Genomic DNA, 16,494 nt, shown 5'->3' with positions numbered 1-16,494 from the left:
TGGTGTCGCCAGTGAGCGTTGCGAGGTCGCGGGTGCAATCCCGCATCTGCTTGCGTATGCCGAAGCCGCCGCAGCAGCTCGTCTCGACTCAACCATCGGCGCCGTGCGGGCTGCCTGCGGTCAGCAGCGCAACGGGTTTGCCGTTGGCAGTGATGGTGATGTCTTCGCCGGCCTGCACGCGCCGTAGCAGCCCGGCGGTGTTGTTGCGCAGTTCGCGAGACGCGACTTCAGCAGGCATGCTGCGGGGATCGGCTTGCGCTGGGCGCGGTGTCACCGTCATGCGCTTGGGATATCACGTGATCTATCGGCACGAAGCCGCCGGATGAGCGAGGCAAACCGCCTACACGGGCTGCCTCGCCTTGACCGCGCCGAACGTTACTGTGCCGGGGGCATCAGCACCGTATCGATCATGTACACCGTCGCGTTGGCGGTGTGAACTCCGCCACATACCAAACCGGCGTTGTTGACCATGAGGTCGTCGCGGGCGCCTATCACCGTCAGGTCGGCACCTTGCAGGGTCTGATGGGTGCCGTCGATCCTGCTCGGACTCGCCTGGCCGGCTATCACGTGGTAGGTCAGGATGCTGCTGAGCAGCTTGGCGTCAGTCTTGAGTTGATCGATAGTGGCCGCCGGCAGCTTGTCGAATGCGGCGTTGGTGGGGGCGAAAACGGTGTACTCGCCGCCGTTGAGGGTGTCGACCAGATTCACATCCGGGTTCAGCTTGCCCGACAGAGCCGAGGTCAGGGTACTGAGCATCGGGTTGTTGGAAGCCGCGGTAGCGACCGGGTCTTGCGCCATTCCGGCCACCGATCCGGGACCGGTGGGATTTTGCGCCGCGTATTGCGCGCACCCACGACCAATCAGGTCCGCTGCGGGGTCAGCCATTGCCGCCGTGGTAACGGGCGCCGCCGGGCTGGTCGCCGGTTTCGGGCTGGTGTCTTGCGACACGGGTTTGGTGCTCGAACAACCCGCTAAGAACGCAATCGCGATGGCTGCGAGGCTCGCTGCTGCGGCCGGTTTGGCCTGAACGTTGATCATCGCTTCGATTCCTTTGCTTCTGCGGCGGCGTTGAACGCCGTCCTCCTGGGTGGACACCAGTGATTCGGAGTGGGGCCGGTTATAGATGGGTCTGACCGTCCAACGGATGACGCCAGCGCAGTCGACGGAAACGGGCAAAGCCGCGGTCGGCGCTCAACCAGGTTGCGTTGTTCTCTAGCGCGTAGGCGGCCAGGTGCGCGTCCGCAATGTCGTTGCCGTTCGCATCAACATCGGACGCTAACTGCCGAAAGGCCATCCAGTGGCGCTCGCCAGGCCGAAGTCGCATGGCTGCGGGTGCCGCGAGTAGGGCGTCGACTGCCTGCCATGCGTCCTGTGGGCTCGTCGGCTCGGTGAAGACGCGGCGGTTGGTAACCACCCGGATGAAGCCGGCGAGCACGCTATCTGGTAGACCCAGCGGCTCGTCATCGTTGGCCAGCCGCTCAAGCAAACCCCGATAGTCCGCGTGCTCCCGTAGGTCTGCCCGATGCGCGTAAACGAGCACGTTGACATCAACGCACAGCATCGACCGACACGCCGTCGTTCATCGCTTCGGCAAGTGCGGCGTTGGACGATAGATCGACACCGGGCCGCAGGCCGCCCTTACCCGACGGCTGGACTCGATAACGGCCGGCGGCCTGCGGCTTAGGCGGGTTGAGACCACGCCGCACCGCATCTTCAAGAACCGCGGCCACGGTACGCCCGGAACGAGCGGCCTTTGCTTTCACCTCGCGGTACAGCTCGTCATCGATACGGATCGTCGTGCGCACGCATGGCATCTTAGCATCAAGCGCAGGCATCAAGACGATTGCATTCCACGGGGAAGTGTGGCTACCGGTGGACGCGTCGTGATCCGGCGGCGCGGTGACAACGAGGTGGTGGCGCACAATGATGAGGTGACCAACTCGACCGACGGGCGCGCTGACGGCCGGTTGCGGGTGGTGGTGCTGGGCAGTACCGGCTCGATCGGCACCCAGGCGCTTCAGGTCATCGCCGACAATCCGGACCGTTTCGAGGTAGTCGGGCTGGCCGCTGGCGGCGCCCATCTGGACACGTTGCTGCGACAACGTGCGCAGACCGGGGTGACCAATATTGCCGTCGCTGACGAGCACGCGGCGCAGCGGGTCGGCGACATCCCCTACCACGGATCCGACGCCGCCACCCGGCTGGTCGAGCAGACCGAGGCCGACGTCGTCCTCAATGCGCTGGTCGGCGCGTTGGGCCTGCGACCGACGTTGGCCGCGCTCAAGACGGGTGCCCGGCTGGCGCTGGCCAACAAGGAATCGCTGGTCGCCGGTGGTTCGCTGGTGCTGCGGGCGGCGCGGCCCGGTCAGATCGTGCCGGTCGACTCCGAACACTCCGCGCTGGCCCAGTGCCTGCGCGGCGGCACTCCCGACGAGGTCGCCAAGCTGGTGCTGACGGCCTCGGGAGGGCCGTTTCGGGGCTGGTCCGCGGCCGACCTCGAGCATGTCACCCCCGAGCAGGCTGGCGCGCATCCTACGTGGTCGATGGGCCCGATGAACACGCTGAATTCGGCGTCGCTGGTCAACAAGGGACTTGAGGTCATCGAAACCCACCTGCTGTTCGGCATCCCCTACGACCGCATCGATGTCGTGGTGCACCCCCAGTCGATCATCCATTCGATGGTCACCTTCATCGACGGTTCGACGATCGCCCAGGCCAGTCCCCCGGACATGAAGCTACCGATTTCGTTAGCGCTGGGCTGGCCGCGTCGGGTCAGCGGCGCCGCTGCTGCCTGTGATTTCCATACCGCGTCGAGCTGGGAGTTCGAGCCGTTGGACACCGACGTCTTCCCCGCGGTCGAGTTGGCCCGGCAGGCCGGCGTAGCCGGTGGCTGCATGACCGCGGTTTACAATGCGGCGAACGAAGAAGCAGCAGCGGCGTTCCTTGCTGGCCGGATCGGCTTCCCGGCCATCGTCGGCATCATCGCCGACGTGTTGCACGCTGCCGACCAATGGGCCGTCGAACCCGCTACCGTGGATGACGTACTCGACGCGCAGCGCTGGGCCCGCGAGCGAGCGCAGCGCGCGGTATCTGGTATGGCTTCGGTGGCGATCGCAAGCACGGCGAAGCCGGGCGCAGCGGGTCGACACGCATCGACGTTAGAAAGGTCCTGACACCTCGATGATGTTTGTTACCGGCATTGTGCTGTTCGCGCTCGCGATCCTGATTTCGGTGGCCCTGCACGAATGTGGTCACATGTGGGTCGCGCGCCGCACCGGGATGAAGGTACGTCGCTATTTCGTCGGCTTTGGCCCCACGTTGTGGTCGACCCGGCGCGGCGAGACCGAATACGGTGTCAAAGCCGTTCCGCTGGGCGGCTTCTGTGACATCGCCGGCATGACCCCGGTCGAGGAACTCGACCCCGACGAACGTGACCGTGCGATGTACAAGCAGGCCACCTGGAAGCGGGTCGCAGTGTTATTCGCCGGGCCCGGAATGAACCTCGCTATCTGCCTGGTGCTGATCTATGCCATCGCGCTGGTCTGGGGGCTGCCTAACCTGCATCCGCCAACCAGGGCCGTAATCGGCGAAACTGGCTGCGTTGCACAGGAAGTGAGCCAGGGCAAGCTCGAGCAGTGCACCGGGCCCGGTCCGGCGGCGCTGGCCGGAATTCGCTCCGGTGACGTCGTGGTCAAGGTCGGTGACACCCCGGTGTCCAGTTTCGACGAGATGGCCGCCGCGGTGCGCAAGTCACACGGCAGCGTCCCGATCGTTGTCGAGCGTGACGGCACCGCGATTGTTACCTACGTGGACATCGAATCCACCCAACGCTGGATCCCTAACGGGCAGGGCGGTGAGCTCCAGCCGGCAACGGTCGGTGCGATTGGGGTGGGCGCCGCCCGGGTCGGGCCTGTGCGCTACGGCGTGTTCTCCGCCATGCCGGCCACATTCGCGTTCACCGGCGACCTGACCGTGGAGGTGGGCAAGGCGCTGGCCGCCCTCCCGACCAAGGTAGGTGCGCTGGTGCGGGCGATCGGCGGCGGGCAGCGTGACCCGCAGACGCCGATAAGTGTGGTGGGCGCCAGCATCATCGGCGGCGACACCGTCGACCATGGGCTGTGGGTGGCGTTCTGGTTCTTCTTGGCCCAGCTGAACCTCATCCTGGCTGCGATCAACCTGCTGCCGTTGCTGCCGTTCGATGGCGGCCATATTGCCGTCGCGGTGTTCGAGAGGATCCGCAACATGGTCCGGTCGGCTCGTGGCAAGGTGGCGGCCGCACCGGTGAATTACCTCAAACTCTTGCCGGCGACCTATGTGGTCTTGGTTCTTGTCGTCGGGTACATGCTCTTGACCGTCACCGCCGACCTGGTCAACCCGATTAGGCTTTTCCAGTAGGTAGAAAGGATTTTCAGTGACTGTAGGCTTGGGCATGCCGCAGCCCCCGGCACCCACGCTCGCTCCCCGGCGCGCCACCCGTCAGCTGATGGTCGGCAACGTCGGCGTGGGCAGTGACCATCCGGTCTCGGTGCAATCGATGTGCACCACCAAAACCCACGACGTCAACTCGACATTGCAACAAATCGCCGAGCTGACCGCGGCCGGATGCGACATCGTGCGGGTGGCCTGCCCGCGCCAGGAGGACGCCGACGCGCTGGCCGAGATCGCCCGGCACAGCCAGATCCCGGTAGTCGCGGACATACATTTCCAGCCGCGCTACATATTCGCCGCCATCGACGCTGGATGTGCCGCGGTGCGGGTCAACCCGGGCAACATCAAGGAGTTTGACGGCCGGGTGGGTGAGGTCGCCAAGGCGGCGGGTGCGGCCGGGATCCCGATCCGAATCGGTGTCAACGCCGGTTCGCTGGACAAACGGTTCATGGAGAAGTATGGCAAAGCCACGCCCGAGGCGCTGGTTGAGTCGGCGCTGTGGGAGGCTTCGCTTTTCGAGGAGCATGGCTTCGGTGACATCAAGATCAGCGTCAAGCACAACGACCCGGTGGTGATGGTCGCCGCCTACGAGCTGCTTGCTGCACGGTGCGACTACCCACTGCACCTCGGTGTCACCGAGGCCGGCCCTGCTTTCCAGGGCACCATCAAGTCCGCGGTTGCCTTCGGCGCGTTGCTGTCGCGGGGCATAGGCGACACCATCCGGGTGTCGTTGTCGGCCCCGCCGGTCGAGGAAGTCAAGGTGGGCAATCAGGTTCTCGAGTCGTTGAACCTGCGGCCGCGTTCGCTCGAGATCGTGTCTTGCCCGTCGTGCGGTCGCGCGCAAGTCGACGTCTACACCCTGGCCAACGAGGTAACCGCCGGCCTGGATGGTCTCGATGTGCCGTTGCGGGTGGCCGTGATGGGGTGTGTCGTCAATGGTCCGGGTGAAGCACGTGAGGCCGACCTGGGCGTGGCGTCCGGCAACGGCAAAGGTCAGATCTTTGTACGGGGCGAAGTGATCAAGACCGTGCCCGAAGCACAGATCGTCGAGACGCTGATCGAGGAGGCGATGCGGCTGGCCGCCGAAATGGGCGAGCAAGATCCGGGCGCGACACCGAGCGGTTCGCCTATTGTGACCGTAAGCTGATAGGGGTCAGCTTTTCATTCAGTGGCCGTCAGTTCCCACCAAAGGGAGTTCGCAGATGTCGGCTCCGCCCATCTCTCGGCTTGTCGGCGAGCGGCAAGTGTCCGTGGTGCGTGACGCCGCCGCCGTGTGGCGGGTACTCGACGACGACCCGATCGAATCGTGCATGGTCGCCGCCCGGGTCGCAGACCATGGCATCGATCCCAATGCGATTGGCGGGGAGCTGTGGACCCGACGCGGCGCGCACGAATCCCTGTGTTTCGCCGGTGCCAACCTCATCCCGCTGCGCGGCGGACCGATCGACCTGAATGCGTTCGCCGACGTGGCGATGAGCACGCCGCGACGGTGTTCGTCACTGGTCGGCAGGGCCGACCTGGTGTTGCCGATGTGGCAGCGGCTCGAGCCGGTGTGGGGTCCGGCGCGGGATGTCCGCGACAACCAACCGCTGATGGCCCTGGCTACTCACCCCAGCTGCGCTATCGACACCGGCGTACGCCAGGTACGGCCCGAGGAACTGGACTCCTACCTGGTGGCCGCCGTCGACATGTTCATCGGCGAAGTCGGCGTCGACCCTCGGCTCGGAGACGGTGGTCGCGGCTATCGTCGCCGGGTGGCCGGCCTCATCGCGGCCGGACGCGCGTGGGCCCGATTCGAGCACGGTCAAGTGATCTTCAAGGCCGAAGTGGGATCGCAATCTCCGGCCGTCGGGCAGATCCAGGGGGTCTGGGTTCATCCGGAGTGGCGCGGTATCGGTCTGGGCACGGCTGGTACCGCAACGTTGGCCGCAGTGATCGTCGGCAGCGGGCGCATCGCCAGCCTGTATGTGAACAGCTTCAACACGGTGGCCCGTGCCGCCTACGCCCGGGTGGGCTTTAAGGAGATCGGCACGTTCGCGACGGTGTTGCTGGACTGAGCGCCGAGCTGCGGGCATATCAGCGCTGACGACGTCCTGTGCACGGCGATGCGGTCTGGCAAGTGTCGGCGCTGCCAGTACCTCTCGATGCCAACAGGATCGTCGGTCTTGAAAGAATGGGTTAGCAATACCGTCCACGCCACGCGCTTGCTGGAATTCCGGTCTCGGCGGCAAAGCGCTCACAGCCGGGCGGTCGGCCGTCGTTCGCCTCAGCCACTTCCCGGATCTGGCCGAGGATTAGCTTCTTCGTGATTGCCGCCACATTGGGAGCATAGGAATCCTGAGGTTCTGTTCAGGTCTTTTCGGAGCCGCCCGGCCGACCGATCTCAGTCATGGCTGCCGTCGGACGGCAGAGCGCCCGTCGGTGAGTTGCTATCGGCGGTAGATGTCCGCGCGGTGATCGACGCGCAGGATCACTACCGTTGTGTGCTCGTCGTCAATCCGGTACAGCAGGCGGTACGTTCCGCGACGCGCGCTGAACGTGCCGGCCAACTCGCGCCGAAGGGGCTTGCCCACCCGCAGGGGCTCGCGCGACAGATCGCCGAACGCGAATTCGACCACTGCCGCGAGGATTCGCGGTGGCAGCTTGTGGAGGTCTCGACGCGCGGTTGTGGTGAACCGCACGGTGTAAGGCACCGCTCAGTGGGGGCGTCGCGGGACGCCGAATTCGGCGCGGATCTCGTCTTCGCCGTAGGTGCGGCCGGAGGCAATGTCGGCGTCGGCTTCAGCGATCGACTCCCTGATTCCGGGTTGCGCCAGCCAGTACAGCGTCTCCTGCAACGATTCCCACTCGTCGGCGCCGACCAGAACGGCTGCGGGTGCACCGTTCTTGGTGATGGTGATCTGGTCCTGTGTCGACGAGACCGCGTCGACGAACTCATTGAGCTTGCCCTTGATCGTCGAAATCGGCAGTATCCGCATACCGCCATACTAGGCCGTTATACAGGTCCTGCTCAGCCCTAAATTAGGGCTCACCTTCCAGTGGTTTCGCACTTTGTGCGCGGCGTCTCAGGTTTGCTGGTGCTTGCGGTCGGCGCCTTGCTCGATTGAGCGGTCGCGAGCGTAACGTGGTTGCGATTTCTGGCCACGATTTTCGCGGTGGTGTTCCATTCGCGACCTAGTCTCGGCGTAACGGTTCGGTCTCGGTGTGTCGCGGCCGGTGTCTCCGTCACAGTTCTTAACATCAGCAACGATGGTAACTAAAACAACATTAGCCTCAGCCACCTCAGGTTTGCTGCTGCTTGCGGTCGTCGCCATGTCGGGCTGCACCCCGCGTCCCCAAGGGCCCGGTCCGGCGGCCGAAAAGTTCTTCGCCGCGCTGGCCATCGGTGACACCGCCTCCGCCGCCCAGCTCAGCGACAACCCCAACGAGGCGCGCGAAGCGCTGAACGCGGCCTGGGCGGGGCTGCAGGCCGCCCACCTGGATGCGCAGGTTCTCAGCGCCAAGTACGCCGAGGACACCGGTACGGTCGCTTATCGCTTCAGCTGGCATCTGCCCAAGGACCGAATCTGGACCTATGACGGCCAGCTGAAGATGGCCCGCGACGAAGGGCGTTGGCACGTTCGCTGGACCACCAGCGGGTTGCATCCCAAGCTAGGCGAACATCAAACGTTCGCGCTACGAGCCGACCCGCCGCGGCGCGCCTCGGTGAACGAAGTCGGCGGCACCGATGTGCTGGTGCCGGGCTATCTGTATCACTACTCGCTGGACGCCGGCCAGGCCGGCCGCGAGCTCTTCGGCACGGCACACGCGGTGGTGGGCGCGCTGCACCCCTTCGACGACACGCTCAATGATCCGCAGCTGCTGGCCGAACAGGCCAGCTCGTCGACCCAGCCGTTGGACCTGGTCACGTTGCACGCCGACGACAGCAACCGGGTGGCCGCGGCGATCGGGCAGCTGCCTGGCGTGGTGATCACACCGCAGGCCGAGCTGCTCCCGACCGACAAGCACTTCGCGCCGGCGGTCCTCAACGATGTCAAGAAGGCCGTCGTCGATGAACTCGACGGCAAGGCGGGTTGGCGGGTGGTGAGCGTCAACCAAAATGGCGTCGACGTCTCGGTGCTGCACGAGGTCGCCCCATCACCTGCGTCGTCGGTTTCGATCACGTTGGATCGGGTCGTGCAAAACGCCGCGCAACACGCGGTGAACACCCGGGGCGGCAAGGCGATGATCGTCGTGATCAAGCCGTCGACCGGCGAGATCCTGGCGATCGCGCAGAACGCCGGGGCCGATGCGGACGGTCCGGTCGCGACCACCGGTCTATATCCACCCGGGTCGACATTCAAGATGATCACCGCCGGTGCGGCCGTCGAGCGTGACCTGGCTACCCCTGAGACGCTGCTGGGTTGCCCCGGGGAGATCGACATCGGGCATCGCACCATTCCCAACTACGGTGGCTTTGATCTGGGCGTGGTGCCGATGTCACGCGCGTTTGCCAGTTCCTGCAACACCACCTTCGCCGAGCTGAGCAGCAGGCTGCCTCCCCGCGGTCTGACTCAGGCGGCCCGGCGGTACGGGATCGGGCTTGACTACCAGGTGGACGGCATCACCACGGTGACCGGTTCGGTGCCGCCGACGGTGGACCTGGCCGAACGCACCGAGGACGGTTTCGGCCAGGGCAAGGTGCTGGCCAGCCCGTTCGGCATGGCCTTGGTGGCGGCGACGGTAGCCGCCGGGAAGACCCCGGTTCCACAGCTGATCGCCGGCCGGCCGACGGCCGTCGAAGGCGATGCCACACCGATCAGCCAGAAGATGATCGACGCGCTGCGGCCCATGATGCGGTTGGTGGTGACCAATGGCACCGCCAAGGAGATCGCTGGCTGTGGCGAGGTGTTCGGTAAGACCGGCGAAGCCGAATTCCCGGGCGGATCGCATTCCTGGTTCGCCGGGTACCGTGGCGATCTGGCATTTGCGTCGCTGATCGTCGGGGGCGGTAGCTCGGAATACGCGGTGCGGATGACCAAGGTGATGTTCGAATCGCTGCCGCCGGGGTACCTGGCGTAGCGCGGCTCGCCCCTCCTCGTTTGTACGACGACACGCCGTTAGGGCCGTACAACTGCGGACGCTCGCGCCCACACGGACGCGTCATGATCGGAATGCGCTGGCCAGTGTGTGGTCGAACGTCTTGATCCGCGTGACACCGCGACGCTGGCAGCATGCCAGGTGTAGCAGATCGCGCGCGCCCAGACCGGGGTGGCGGTGGTGCAGGGTTCGCGCATGCGCGACGTCGGCCGCCTCGACGGGCCAGATTTCCGTCAGCGCCCGCACCAAGGTCAATGCTGAGTCCAGCGTCGAGTTCCGCCCGACGGGCACATACGCGTTCAGCAATTCCTGCATGGCCTCGGCTGACGTGACAAGGCGGTCTTGGTGTTCGAGGCTGTGCTCGAGGAACTCACGGGCGGGCATCCGCAATGGGTGATCGCGACCGACCGCATACATGAAGACGTTGGTATCGACGAAGATCATGGCGCCGGCAGGCCGCGACGGCGCGATTCAGCCATCACCTGCAGATGCGCCTGCCAATCAGGTTCTGCCCCTGTCTCGTCGGGCCGTGACGCAAAGAACTCGCGCAATTCCTGGGCGGTGCGCAGGGGACGTTGTCGCTGTGCCTCGAGCTGCCTGAGCCCCGCTTGACGCAGCCAGTTACTGAGGGACATCTGCTGGGCTGCGGCTTGCTGCCGGAACGCCTCCCGCTCTTCGTCGGAAAGGATTACCTAAACTGCTAGGTTTTCGGCGGCCTTTCAACAGCGGTAAGTTGCGGGGGGTAGGCGAAGTTCGCCGTTGAAGCCGTGCCAGAACTCTCGGGAATGGGCCATGACGGAGACCGGTGGGGACATGGTGGCGTTGCGGGTCTCGGACGCCGACCGCAACGGCACAATGCGACGACTGCACAACGCCGTGGCGCTCGGGCTTATCAACATCGACGAGTTCGAGCAGCGCTCGTCACGGGTTTCCTTCGCGCGTACGCGAAGCGAGCTGGATGGGCTGGTCGGTGACCTGCCCAGGCCTGGCGCGATCGTCACGTCCGCGGCCGACCGGGTGGAGCTGCGCGGCTGGGCCGGCTCCCTGAAACGCCACGGCGAATGGATCGTGCCCACCCGGCTGGCGCTGGTGCGTCGGCTGGGGTCAATCGAACTCGACCTCGTCAAGGCCCGTTTCGCGGGGCCGGTGGTGGTGATCGAACTCGATATGATGTTCGGCTCACTTGAGGTCCGGCTGCCCAACGGCGCCAGTGCGTCGATCGACGACGTCGAGGTCTATGTGGGTAGCGCGAGCGACCGCCGCAAGGACGCACCGGCGGAAGGAACACCGCATGTCGTGTTGACCGGTCGGATGGTGTGCGGGTCGGTGGTCATCAAGGGACCGCGGCGCGCACTGCTGCGCCGACACCGGGGCTGATAGCCGGGCGCGGCCAAAATTTGCCCGGCTAAGCTAGCGGGATGCCTAGTCGTACCGCGCTCTCCCCCGGCGTGCTGTCCCCGACACGGCCGGTGCCCAACTGGATCGCGCGCCCCGAATACGTCGGCAAACCGGCCGCCCAAGAGGGCAGCGAGCCGTGGGTGCAGACACCTGAGGTCATCGAGAAGATGCGCGTGGCAGGCCGGATCGCCGCAGGTGCGTTGGCCGAGGCGGGCAAGGCGGTCGCGCCCGGGGTAACCACCGACGAACTCGACCGGATCGCGCACGAATACCTGGTCGACAACGGCGCCTACCCATCAACGCTGGGCTACAAGGGATTCCCGAAGTCGTGCTGCACGTCCCTCAACGAGGTCATCTGCCATGGAATCCCCGACTCGACGGTGATCACCGACGGCGACATCGTCAACATCGACGTCACCGCCTACATCGGTGGGGTGCACGGTGACACCAACGCGACGTTTCCGGCCGGCGATGTCGCAGACGAACACCGGTTGCTCGTTGACCGGACCCGCGAAGCGACCATGCGTGCGATCAACACCGTCAAGCCCGGGCGGGCGTTGTCCGTTATCGGTCGTGTCATCGAGTCGTATGCAAATCGGTTCGGGTACAACGTGGTTCGAGACTTCACTGGTCATGGCATCGGCACGACGTTCCACAACGGGCTGGTCGTCTTGCACTACGACCAGCCCGCTGTCGAGACCATCATGCAGCCGGGGATGACCTTCACCATCGAGCCGATGATCAACTTGGGCGCACTGGACTACGAAATCTGGGACGACGGTTGGACGGTGGTCACCAAGGACCGCAAGTGGACCGCACAGTTCGAACACACCCTGCTGGTTACCGATACCGGCGTCGAGATCCTGACCTGTCTGTAGCGCGAGTAGGCGCAAAAGAACATGATGGGCACCAGCGCCCATCATGTTCTTTCGCGTCTACTCGCCGGCTCCGGCGGTTCGCGGTGCCCGCGACAGCCAGCATGTGGGCCCGGAGCCTATAGATGGTTGACTAGCGGCCATGGTGTGGGAGGAAGTGCGGTGACCGGCCCCGGTTCGCCGCCGTTGGCGTGGACCGAGTTGGAGCGACTGGTCGCGGCCGGTGACGTCGACACCATCATCGTCGCGTTCACCGACATGCAGGGCCGGCTGGCCGGCAAACGGATATCGGGCCGGCATTTCGTCGACGACATAGCCACCCGCGGCGTCGAGTGCTGCAGTTATCTGCTGGCCGTGGACGTCGACCTGAACACGGTGCCCGGCTATGCGATGGCCAGTTGGGACACCGGCTACGGCGATATGGTGATGACGCCGGACTTGTCCACTCTGCGGCTGATTCCTTGGCTACCGGGAACGGCGCTGGTGATCGCCGACCTGGTCTGGGCCGACGGCAGCGAGGTCGCCGTCTCGCCGCGCAGCATTCTGCGCCGTCAGCTCGATCGGCTCAAGGCGCGCGGACTGGTCGCCGATGTGGCCACCGAGCTGGAGTTCATCGTGTTCGACCAGCCGTATCGCCAGGCATGGGCCAGCGGGTATCGCGGGCTGACCCCGGCCAGCGACTACAACATCGACTACGCGATATTGGCATCCTCGCGGATGGAGCCGTTGCTGCGCGACATCCGGTTGGGTATGGCCGGTGCGGGTCTGCGATTCGAGGCGGTCAAAGGCGAATGCAACATGGGCCAGCAGGAGATCGGGTTTCGTTACGACGAGGCGCTGGTCACCTGCGACAACCATGCGATCTACAAGAACGGCGCCAAGGAAATCGCCGACCAGCACGGCAAGAGCCTAACGTTCATGGCGAAATACGATGAACGCGAAGGTAATAGCTGTCACATCCATGTCTCGCTGCGTGGCACGGATGGCTCCGCGGTGTTTGCCGACAGTAACGGGCCGCACGGCATGTCGTCGATGTTCCGCAGCTTCGTCGCCGGCCAGTTGGCCACGTTGCGCGAATTCACGCTGTGCTATGCGCCGACCATTAACTCCTACAAGCGATTTGCCGATAGCAGTTTCGCGCCGACGGCGCTGGCTTGGGGGCTGGACAATCGCACCTGCGCCCTGCGGGTGGTTGGCCACGGGCAAAACATCCGGGTCGAATGCCGGGTTCCCGGCGGTGATGTCAACCAGTACCTGGCGGTGGCGGCTCTCATTGCTGGAGGGTTGTACGGTATCGAGCGGGGCCTTCAGCTGCCCGAGCCCTGTGTCGGCAACGCCTACCAAGGCGCCGATGTCGAACGGCTGCCGGTTACGCTGGCCGACGCCGCGGTGCTGTTCGAGGATTCTGCGCTGGTGCGCGAGGCGTTCGGCGAGGATGTTGTCGCGCACTACCTGAACAACGCGCGTGTGGAGCTGGCGGCGTTCAACGCGGCGGTCACCGATTGGGAGAGGATACGTGGATTTGAGCGCCTCTAGGTCCGATGGTGGCGACCCGCTGCGCCCGGCTTCGCCGCGCTTGCGATCGCCTGTGTCCGATGGTGGCGACCCGCTGCGCCCGGCTTCGCCGCGCTTGCGATCGCCTGTGTCCGATGGTGGCGACCCGCTGCGCCCGGCTTCGCCGCGCTTGCGATCGCCACTGGGCGCGAGTCGCCCGGTGGTTGGCCTGACGGCTTATCTGGAGCAGGTGCGCACCGGGGTTTGGGATATTCCTGCGGGTTATCTGCCCGCCGATTACTTCGAAGGCATCACCATGGCCGGGGGTGTTGCGGTACTGCTGCCGCCGCAGCCGGTCGACCCCGAGAGCGTCGGCTGCGTGCTGGACAGCCTGCACGCTCTGGTGATCACCGGGGGCTACGACCTGGACCCGGCAGCTTATGGCCAGGAGCCGCATCCGGCCACCGATCACCCTCGCCCGGGCCGCGACGCTTGGGAGTTCGCGCTATTGCGGGGCGCGCTTCAGCGGGGGATGCCCGTGTTGGGCATCTGTCGCGGCACCCAGGTGCTCAACGTCGCGCTCGGCGGCACGCTGCACCAGCACCTGCCCGACATCCTTGGCCATAGCGGGCATCGGGCGGGCAACGGGGTCTTCACCAGGTTGCCGGTCCACACCGCATCGGGCACCCGGTTGGCCGAGCTGATCGGCGAATCCGCCGACGTGCCGTGCTACCACCACCAAGCCATCGACCAGGTCGGTGAGGGCCTGGTGGTCAGTGCGGTGGATGTCGACGGGGTAATCGAGGCGCTGGAGCTACCTGGGGACACGTTCGTACTAGCGGTGCAGTGGCATCCGGAGAAGTCGTTGGACGATCTGCGGCTGTTTAAGGCGTTGGTGGACGCCGCCAGCGGATACGCGGGCCGGCAGAGCCAAGCGGAGCCACGATGAGTACCACGCAACTGATCAATCCCGCCACCGAGGAAGTGCTGGCCTCAGTTGACCACACCGACGCCAACGCGGTGGACGACGCCGTGCAACGCGCGCGAGCAGCGCAGCGGCGCTGGGCACGGTTGGCACCGGCGCAGCGGGCGGCCGGCCTGCGCGCATTCGCGGCAGCCGTGCAAGCCCACCTCGACGAACTGGCCGCGCTCGAGGTAGCCAATTCCGGACATCCGATCGTGTCGGCCGAGTGGGAAGCCGGCCACGTGCGTGACGTGTTGGCGTTCTATGCCGCCAGCCCGGAACGGTTGTCCGGCAGGCAGATTCCCGTTGCCGGCGGGGTGGACGTCACTTTCAACGAACCGATGGGCGTGGTCGGTGTGATCACGCCATGGAATTTCCCGATGGTGATCGCGTCCTGGGCCATCGCGCCGGCGCTGGCCGCCGGCAACGCGGTGCTGGTCAAACCCGCCGAACTGACGCCGCTGACCACGATGCGGCTCGGTGAGCTGGCCGTCGAGGCGGGTCTGGACGAAGACCTGCTGCAGGTGTTGCCGGGAAAGGGCACGGTGGTCGGGGAGCGGTTCGTCACCCACCCCGACATTCGCAAGATCGTGTTCACCGGGTCCACCGAAGTCGGCAAGCGGGTCATGGCCGGTGCCGCGGCTCAAGTCAAACGAGTGACGTTGGAACTGGGTGGCAAGAGCGCCAACATCGTCTTCCACGACTGCGACCCGGAGCGCGCCGCGACGACCGCGCCGGCCGGGGTCTTCGACAACGCTGGGCAGGATTGCTGTGCCCGAAGTCGAATCCTGGTGCAGCGCAGCGTTTACGACCGGTTTATGGAGCTGCTCGAGCCGGCGGTACACAGCATTGTCGTCGGGGACCCCGGATCACGCGCCACCGAGATGGGTCCGCTGGTATCGCGCGCACACCGTGACAAGGTCGCCGGTTATGTGCCCGACGACGCTCCGGTGGCGTTTCGGGGTACGGCTCCGGCTGGGCGCGGATTTTGGTTTCCACCAACCGTTCTCACACCCAAACGCGGCGACCGCACCGTCACCGACGAAATCTTCGGGCCGGTGGTTGTAGTGCTGACGTTCGACGACGAGGCCGACGCTATCAGCCTGGCCAACGACACCGCGTACGGGCTGTCCGGATCGATCTGGACCGATGACCTGTCCCGCGCGCTGCGGGTGGCGCGGGCGGTCGAATCCGGCAACCTGTCGGTAAACTCGCACTCGTCGGTGCGCTTCAACACCCCGTTTGGCGGTTTCAAGCAGTCCGGTGTGGGCCGCGAGCTAGGGCCGGACGCTCCGCTGCAGTTCACCGAAACCAAAAATGTGTTCATCGCCGTCGGGGAGGAGATGTGATGGACCTCAGCCAACGGCTGGCCGGCCGGGTGGCGGTGATCACAGGCGGTGGCAGCGGTATTGGCCTGGCTGCCGGCCGTCGGATGCGGGCGGAAGGCGCCACGATCGTGGTCGGCGACGTCGACGTCGAGGCCGGTGGTGCGGCCGCTGACGAACTATCAGGCTTGTTTGTGCCAACCGACGTTTGCGATGAGGACGCCGTCAACGGGCTGTTCGACGGAGCAGCCGAAACCTACGGCCGCATAGATATTGCGTTCAACAACGCCGGCATCTCACCACCCGAGGACAATCTGATCGAAAACACCGAGCTCGCGGCGTGGCAACGGGTACAAGACGTCAACCTGAAGTCGGTGTACTTGTGCTGCCGGGCGGCCCTGCGCCACATGGTGCTTGCTGGGAAAGGCTCCATCGTCAACACGGCGTCCTTCGTTGCGGTGATGGGTTCGGCAACGTCGCAGATCTCCTACACCGCCTCCAAGGGTGGAGTGCTGGCTATGTCACGGGAACTGGGCGTGCAATTCGCTCGGCAGGGCATCCGGGTCAACGCGTTGTGCCCGGGGCCGGTGAACACCCCACTGCTGCAAGAGCTTTTCGCCAAGAACCCGGAACGGGCCGCTCGCCGCATGGTGCATGTGCCGCTGGGCCGGTTCGCCGAGCCCGACGAAATTGCTGCTGCGGTAGCGTTTTTAGCCAGCGACGACGCATCATTCATCACCGCTTCGACGTTCCTGGTCGACGGTGGGATCAGCTCGGCCTATGTCACTCCGCTGTGATCGCGCCCCGAGTGTGAACTGCGCAACGGGTTAGCGTGTCGCGTAGTGCATTTCACAGTCGGATTGCTGTCAGGCCCGGAAGACGATCAACGTTGTCCATTTCGGCTGCGGTGGCCTCACCGTGAAAGCCGATG

19 protein-coding genes are annotated in these 16,494 nt (G+C 65.4%); 11 read left to right on the top strand and 8 right to left on the bottom strand.

The window, feature by feature from the left end; genetic code table 11:
* Positions 1–88 precede the first annotated feature (88 nt).
* The 4 genes from FF952_RS15180 to FF952_RS15165 form a co-directional block, all read right to left on the bottom strand.
* Positions 89–280, bottom strand: coding sequence for a type II toxin-antitoxin system Phd/YefM family antitoxin (locus FF952_RS15180; RefSeq protein WP_003414632.1), 192 nt, complete (start codon positions 278–280; stop codon positions 89–91).
* 95 nt (positions 281–375) lie between these two features.
* Complete coding sequence (gene mpt83 / locus FF952_RS15175; protein WP_003414630.1) at positions 376–1,038, bottom strand: cell surface glycolipoprotein Mpt83; 663 nt, start codon at positions 1,036–1,038, stop codon at positions 376–378.
* 79 nt (positions 1,039–1,117) lie between these two features.
* Positions 1,118–1,561, bottom strand: coding sequence for a type II toxin-antitoxin system VapC family toxin (locus FF952_RS15170; protein WP_003414624.1), 444 nt, complete (start codon positions 1,559–1,561; stop codon positions 1,118–1,120).
* Positions 1,548–1,805, bottom strand: coding sequence for a ribbon-helix-helix domain-containing protein (locus FF952_RS15165; protein WP_003414620.1), 258 nt, complete (start codon positions 1,803–1,805; stop codon positions 1,548–1,550). The genes FF952_RS15170 and FF952_RS15165 overlap by 14 nt, the downstream gene beginning before the upstream one ends.
* 126 nt (positions 1,806–1,931) lie before the next feature.
* Between FF952_RS15165 and dxr the strand changes: the two genes are divergently transcribed.
* From dxr to FF952_RS15145, 4 genes are read left to right on the top strand one after another with little or no spacing between them, the layout of a single operon-like run.
* On the top strand, positions 1,932–3,173 hold the full coding sequence (gene dxr / locus FF952_RS15160) for a 1-deoxy-D-xylulose-5-phosphate reductoisomerase (RefSeq protein WP_003414613.1): 1,242 nt from the start codon (positions 1,932–1,934) through the stop codon (positions 3,171–3,173).
* Between the two features lie 7 nt (positions 3,174–3,180).
* Complete coding sequence (rip, locus tag FF952_RS15155) at positions 3,181–4,395, top strand: zinc metalloprotease Rip (protein ID WP_003414610.1); 1,215 nt, start codon at positions 3,181–3,183, stop codon at positions 4,393–4,395.
* Between the two features lie 16 nt (positions 4,396–4,411).
* Positions 4,412–5,575: a flavodoxin-dependent (E)-4-hydroxy-3-methylbut-2-enyl-diphosphate synthase gene (ispG, locus tag FF952_RS15150; protein WP_003899517.1), complete on the top strand. Its 1,164-nt coding sequence runs from the start codon at positions 4,412–4,414 to the stop codon at positions 5,573–5,575.
* 55 nt (positions 5,576–5,630) lie between these two features.
* The gene (locus FF952_RS15145; protein WP_003899516.1) at positions 5,631–6,485 is read left to right on the top strand and encodes a GNAT family N-acetyltransferase; all 855 of its coding nucleotides are present in this window, start codon (positions 5,631–5,633) and stop codon (positions 6,483–6,485) included.
* A gap of 372 nt (positions 6,486–6,857) precedes the next feature.
* Here FF952_RS15145 and FF952_RS15140 read toward each other — a convergent pair whose 3' ends face one another.
* Positions 6,858–7,121, bottom strand: a complete 264-nt coding sequence (locus FF952_RS15140; protein ID WP_003414602.1) for a type II toxin-antitoxin system RelE family toxin — start codon at positions 7,119–7,121, stop codon at positions 6,858–6,860.
* 3 nt (positions 7,122–7,124) lie between these two features.
* The gene (gene relF, locus FF952_RS15135) at positions 7,125–7,406 is read right to left on the bottom strand and encodes a type II toxin-antitoxin system antitoxin RelF (RefSeq protein ID WP_003414599.1); all 282 of its coding nucleotides are present in this window, start codon (positions 7,404–7,406) and stop codon (positions 7,125–7,127) included.
* 271 nt (positions 7,407–7,677) lie between these two features.
* Between relF and FF952_RS15130 the strand changes: the two genes are divergently transcribed.
* Positions 7,678–9,489 carry a penicillin-binding protein gene (locus FF952_RS15130; RefSeq protein WP_003414596.1) on the top strand — a complete coding sequence of 604 codons (1,812 nt, stop codon included), beginning with the start codon at positions 7,678–7,680 and terminating at the stop codon, positions 9,487–9,489.
* Positions 9,490–9,570: 81 nt separating this feature from the next.
* On the opposite strand, the gene FF952_RS15125 is transcribed toward FF952_RS15130, so the two are convergent.
* Positions 9,571–9,951, bottom strand: coding sequence for a type II toxin-antitoxin system VapC family toxin (locus tag FF952_RS15125; RefSeq protein WP_003414592.1), 381 nt, complete (start codon positions 9,949–9,951; stop codon positions 9,571–9,573).
* A complete protein-coding gene (locus FF952_RS15120) occupies positions 9,948–10,196 on the bottom strand; it encodes an antitoxin VapB23 (RefSeq protein ID WP_003913411.1) in 249 nt (82 codons plus the stop codon). Before FF952_RS15120 ends, FF952_RS15125 begins: the two co-directional genes overlap by 4 nt.
* Before the next feature lie 103 nt (positions 10,197–10,299).
* On the opposite strand from FF952_RS15120, the gene FF952_RS15115 reads away from it, so the two are divergent.
* The 6 genes from FF952_RS15115 (at position 10,300) to FF952_RS15090 (ending at position 16,360) form a co-directional block, all read left to right on the top strand.
* Positions 10,300–10,884, top strand: a complete 585-nt coding sequence (locus FF952_RS15115; protein ID WP_003414585.1) for a DUF1707 SHOCT-like domain-containing protein — start codon at positions 10,300–10,302, stop codon at positions 10,882–10,884.
* A gap of 41 nt (positions 10,885–10,925) precedes the next feature.
* A complete protein-coding gene (map, locus tag FF952_RS15110; RefSeq protein WP_003899513.1) occupies positions 10,926–11,783 on the top strand; it encodes a type I methionyl aminopeptidase in 858 nt (285 codons plus the stop codon).
* Positions 11,784–11,942: 159 nt separating this feature from the next.
* Complete coding sequence (locus tag FF952_RS15105) at positions 11,943–13,316, top strand: glutamine synthetase family protein (RefSeq protein WP_015631485.1); 1,374 nt, start codon at positions 11,943–11,945, stop codon at positions 13,314–13,316.
* Positions 13,297–14,223, top strand: a complete 927-nt coding sequence (locus tag FF952_RS15100; protein WP_003900586.1) for a gamma-glutamyl-gamma-aminobutyrate hydrolase — start codon at positions 13,297–13,299, stop codon at positions 14,221–14,223. Before FF952_RS15105 ends, FF952_RS15100 begins: the two co-directional genes overlap by 20 nt.
* The gene (locus FF952_RS15095; protein ID WP_003904944.1) at positions 14,220–15,587 is read left to right on the top strand and encodes an aldehyde dehydrogenase family protein; all 1,368 of its coding nucleotides are present in this window, start codon (positions 14,220–14,222) and stop codon (positions 15,585–15,587) included. The genes FF952_RS15100 and FF952_RS15095 overlap by 4 nt, the downstream gene beginning before the upstream one ends.
* Positions 15,584–16,360: a 3-oxoacyl-ACP reductase gene (locus tag FF952_RS15090; protein WP_003414570.1), complete on the top strand. Its 777-nt coding sequence runs from the start codon at positions 15,584–15,586 to the stop codon at positions 16,358–16,360. Before FF952_RS15095 ends, FF952_RS15090 begins: the two co-directional genes overlap by 4 nt.
* Positions 16,361–16,494: the final 134 nt, after the last annotated feature.

The organism is Mycobacterium tuberculosis complex sp. N0072 (assembly GCF_030323725.1).
Lineage (GTDB): Bacteria > Actinomycetota > Actinomycetes > Mycobacteriales > Mycobacteriaceae > Mycobacterium > Mycobacterium tuberculosis.
This window is presented reverse-complemented; position numbering and strand designations above follow the sequence as displayed.

Excerpts from the sequence above, each read along its gene's own strand:
- FF952_RS15180 (WP_003414632.1), bottom strand. The coding sequence starts at position 280 with ATGACGGTGACACCGCGCCCAGCGCAAGCCGATCCCCGCAGCATGCCT.
- mpt83 (WP_003414630.1), bottom strand. The coding sequence starts at position 1,038 with ATGATCAACGTTCAGGCCAAACCGGCCGCAGCAGCGAGCCTCGCAGCC.
- FF952_RS15170 (WP_003414624.1), bottom strand. The coding sequence starts at position 1,561 with ATGCTGTGCGTTGATGTCAACGTGCTCGTTTACGCGCATCGGGCAGAC.
- rip (WP_003414610.1), top strand. The coding sequence starts at position 3,181 with ATGATGTTTGTTACCGGCATTGTGCTGTTCGCGCTCGCGATCCTGATT.
- FF952_RS15145 (WP_003899516.1), top strand. The coding sequence starts at position 5,631 with ATGTCGGCTCCGCCCATCTCTCGGCTTGTCGGCGAGCGGCAAGTGTCC.
- relF (WP_003414599.1), bottom strand. The coding sequence starts at position 7,406 with ATGCGGATACTGCCGATTTCGACGATCAAGGGCAAGCTCAATGAGTTC.
- FF952_RS15130 (WP_003414596.1), top strand. The coding sequence starts at position 7,678 with ATGGTAACTAAAACAACATTAGCCTCAGCCACCTCAGGTTTGCTGCTG.
- FF952_RS15125 (WP_003414592.1), bottom strand. The coding sequence starts at position 9,951 with ATGATCTTCGTCGATACCAACGTCTTCATGTATGCGGTCGGTCGCGAT.
- FF952_RS15115 (WP_003414585.1), top strand. The coding sequence starts at position 10,300 with ATGACGGAGACCGGTGGGGACATGGTGGCGTTGCGGGTCTCGGACGCC.
- map (WP_003899513.1), top strand. The coding sequence starts at position 10,926 with ATGCCTAGTCGTACCGCGCTCTCCCCCGGCGTGCTGTCCCCGACACGG.
- FF952_RS15095 (WP_003904944.1), top strand. The coding sequence starts at position 14,220 with ATGAGTACCACGCAACTGATCAATCCCGCCACCGAGGAAGTGCTGGCC.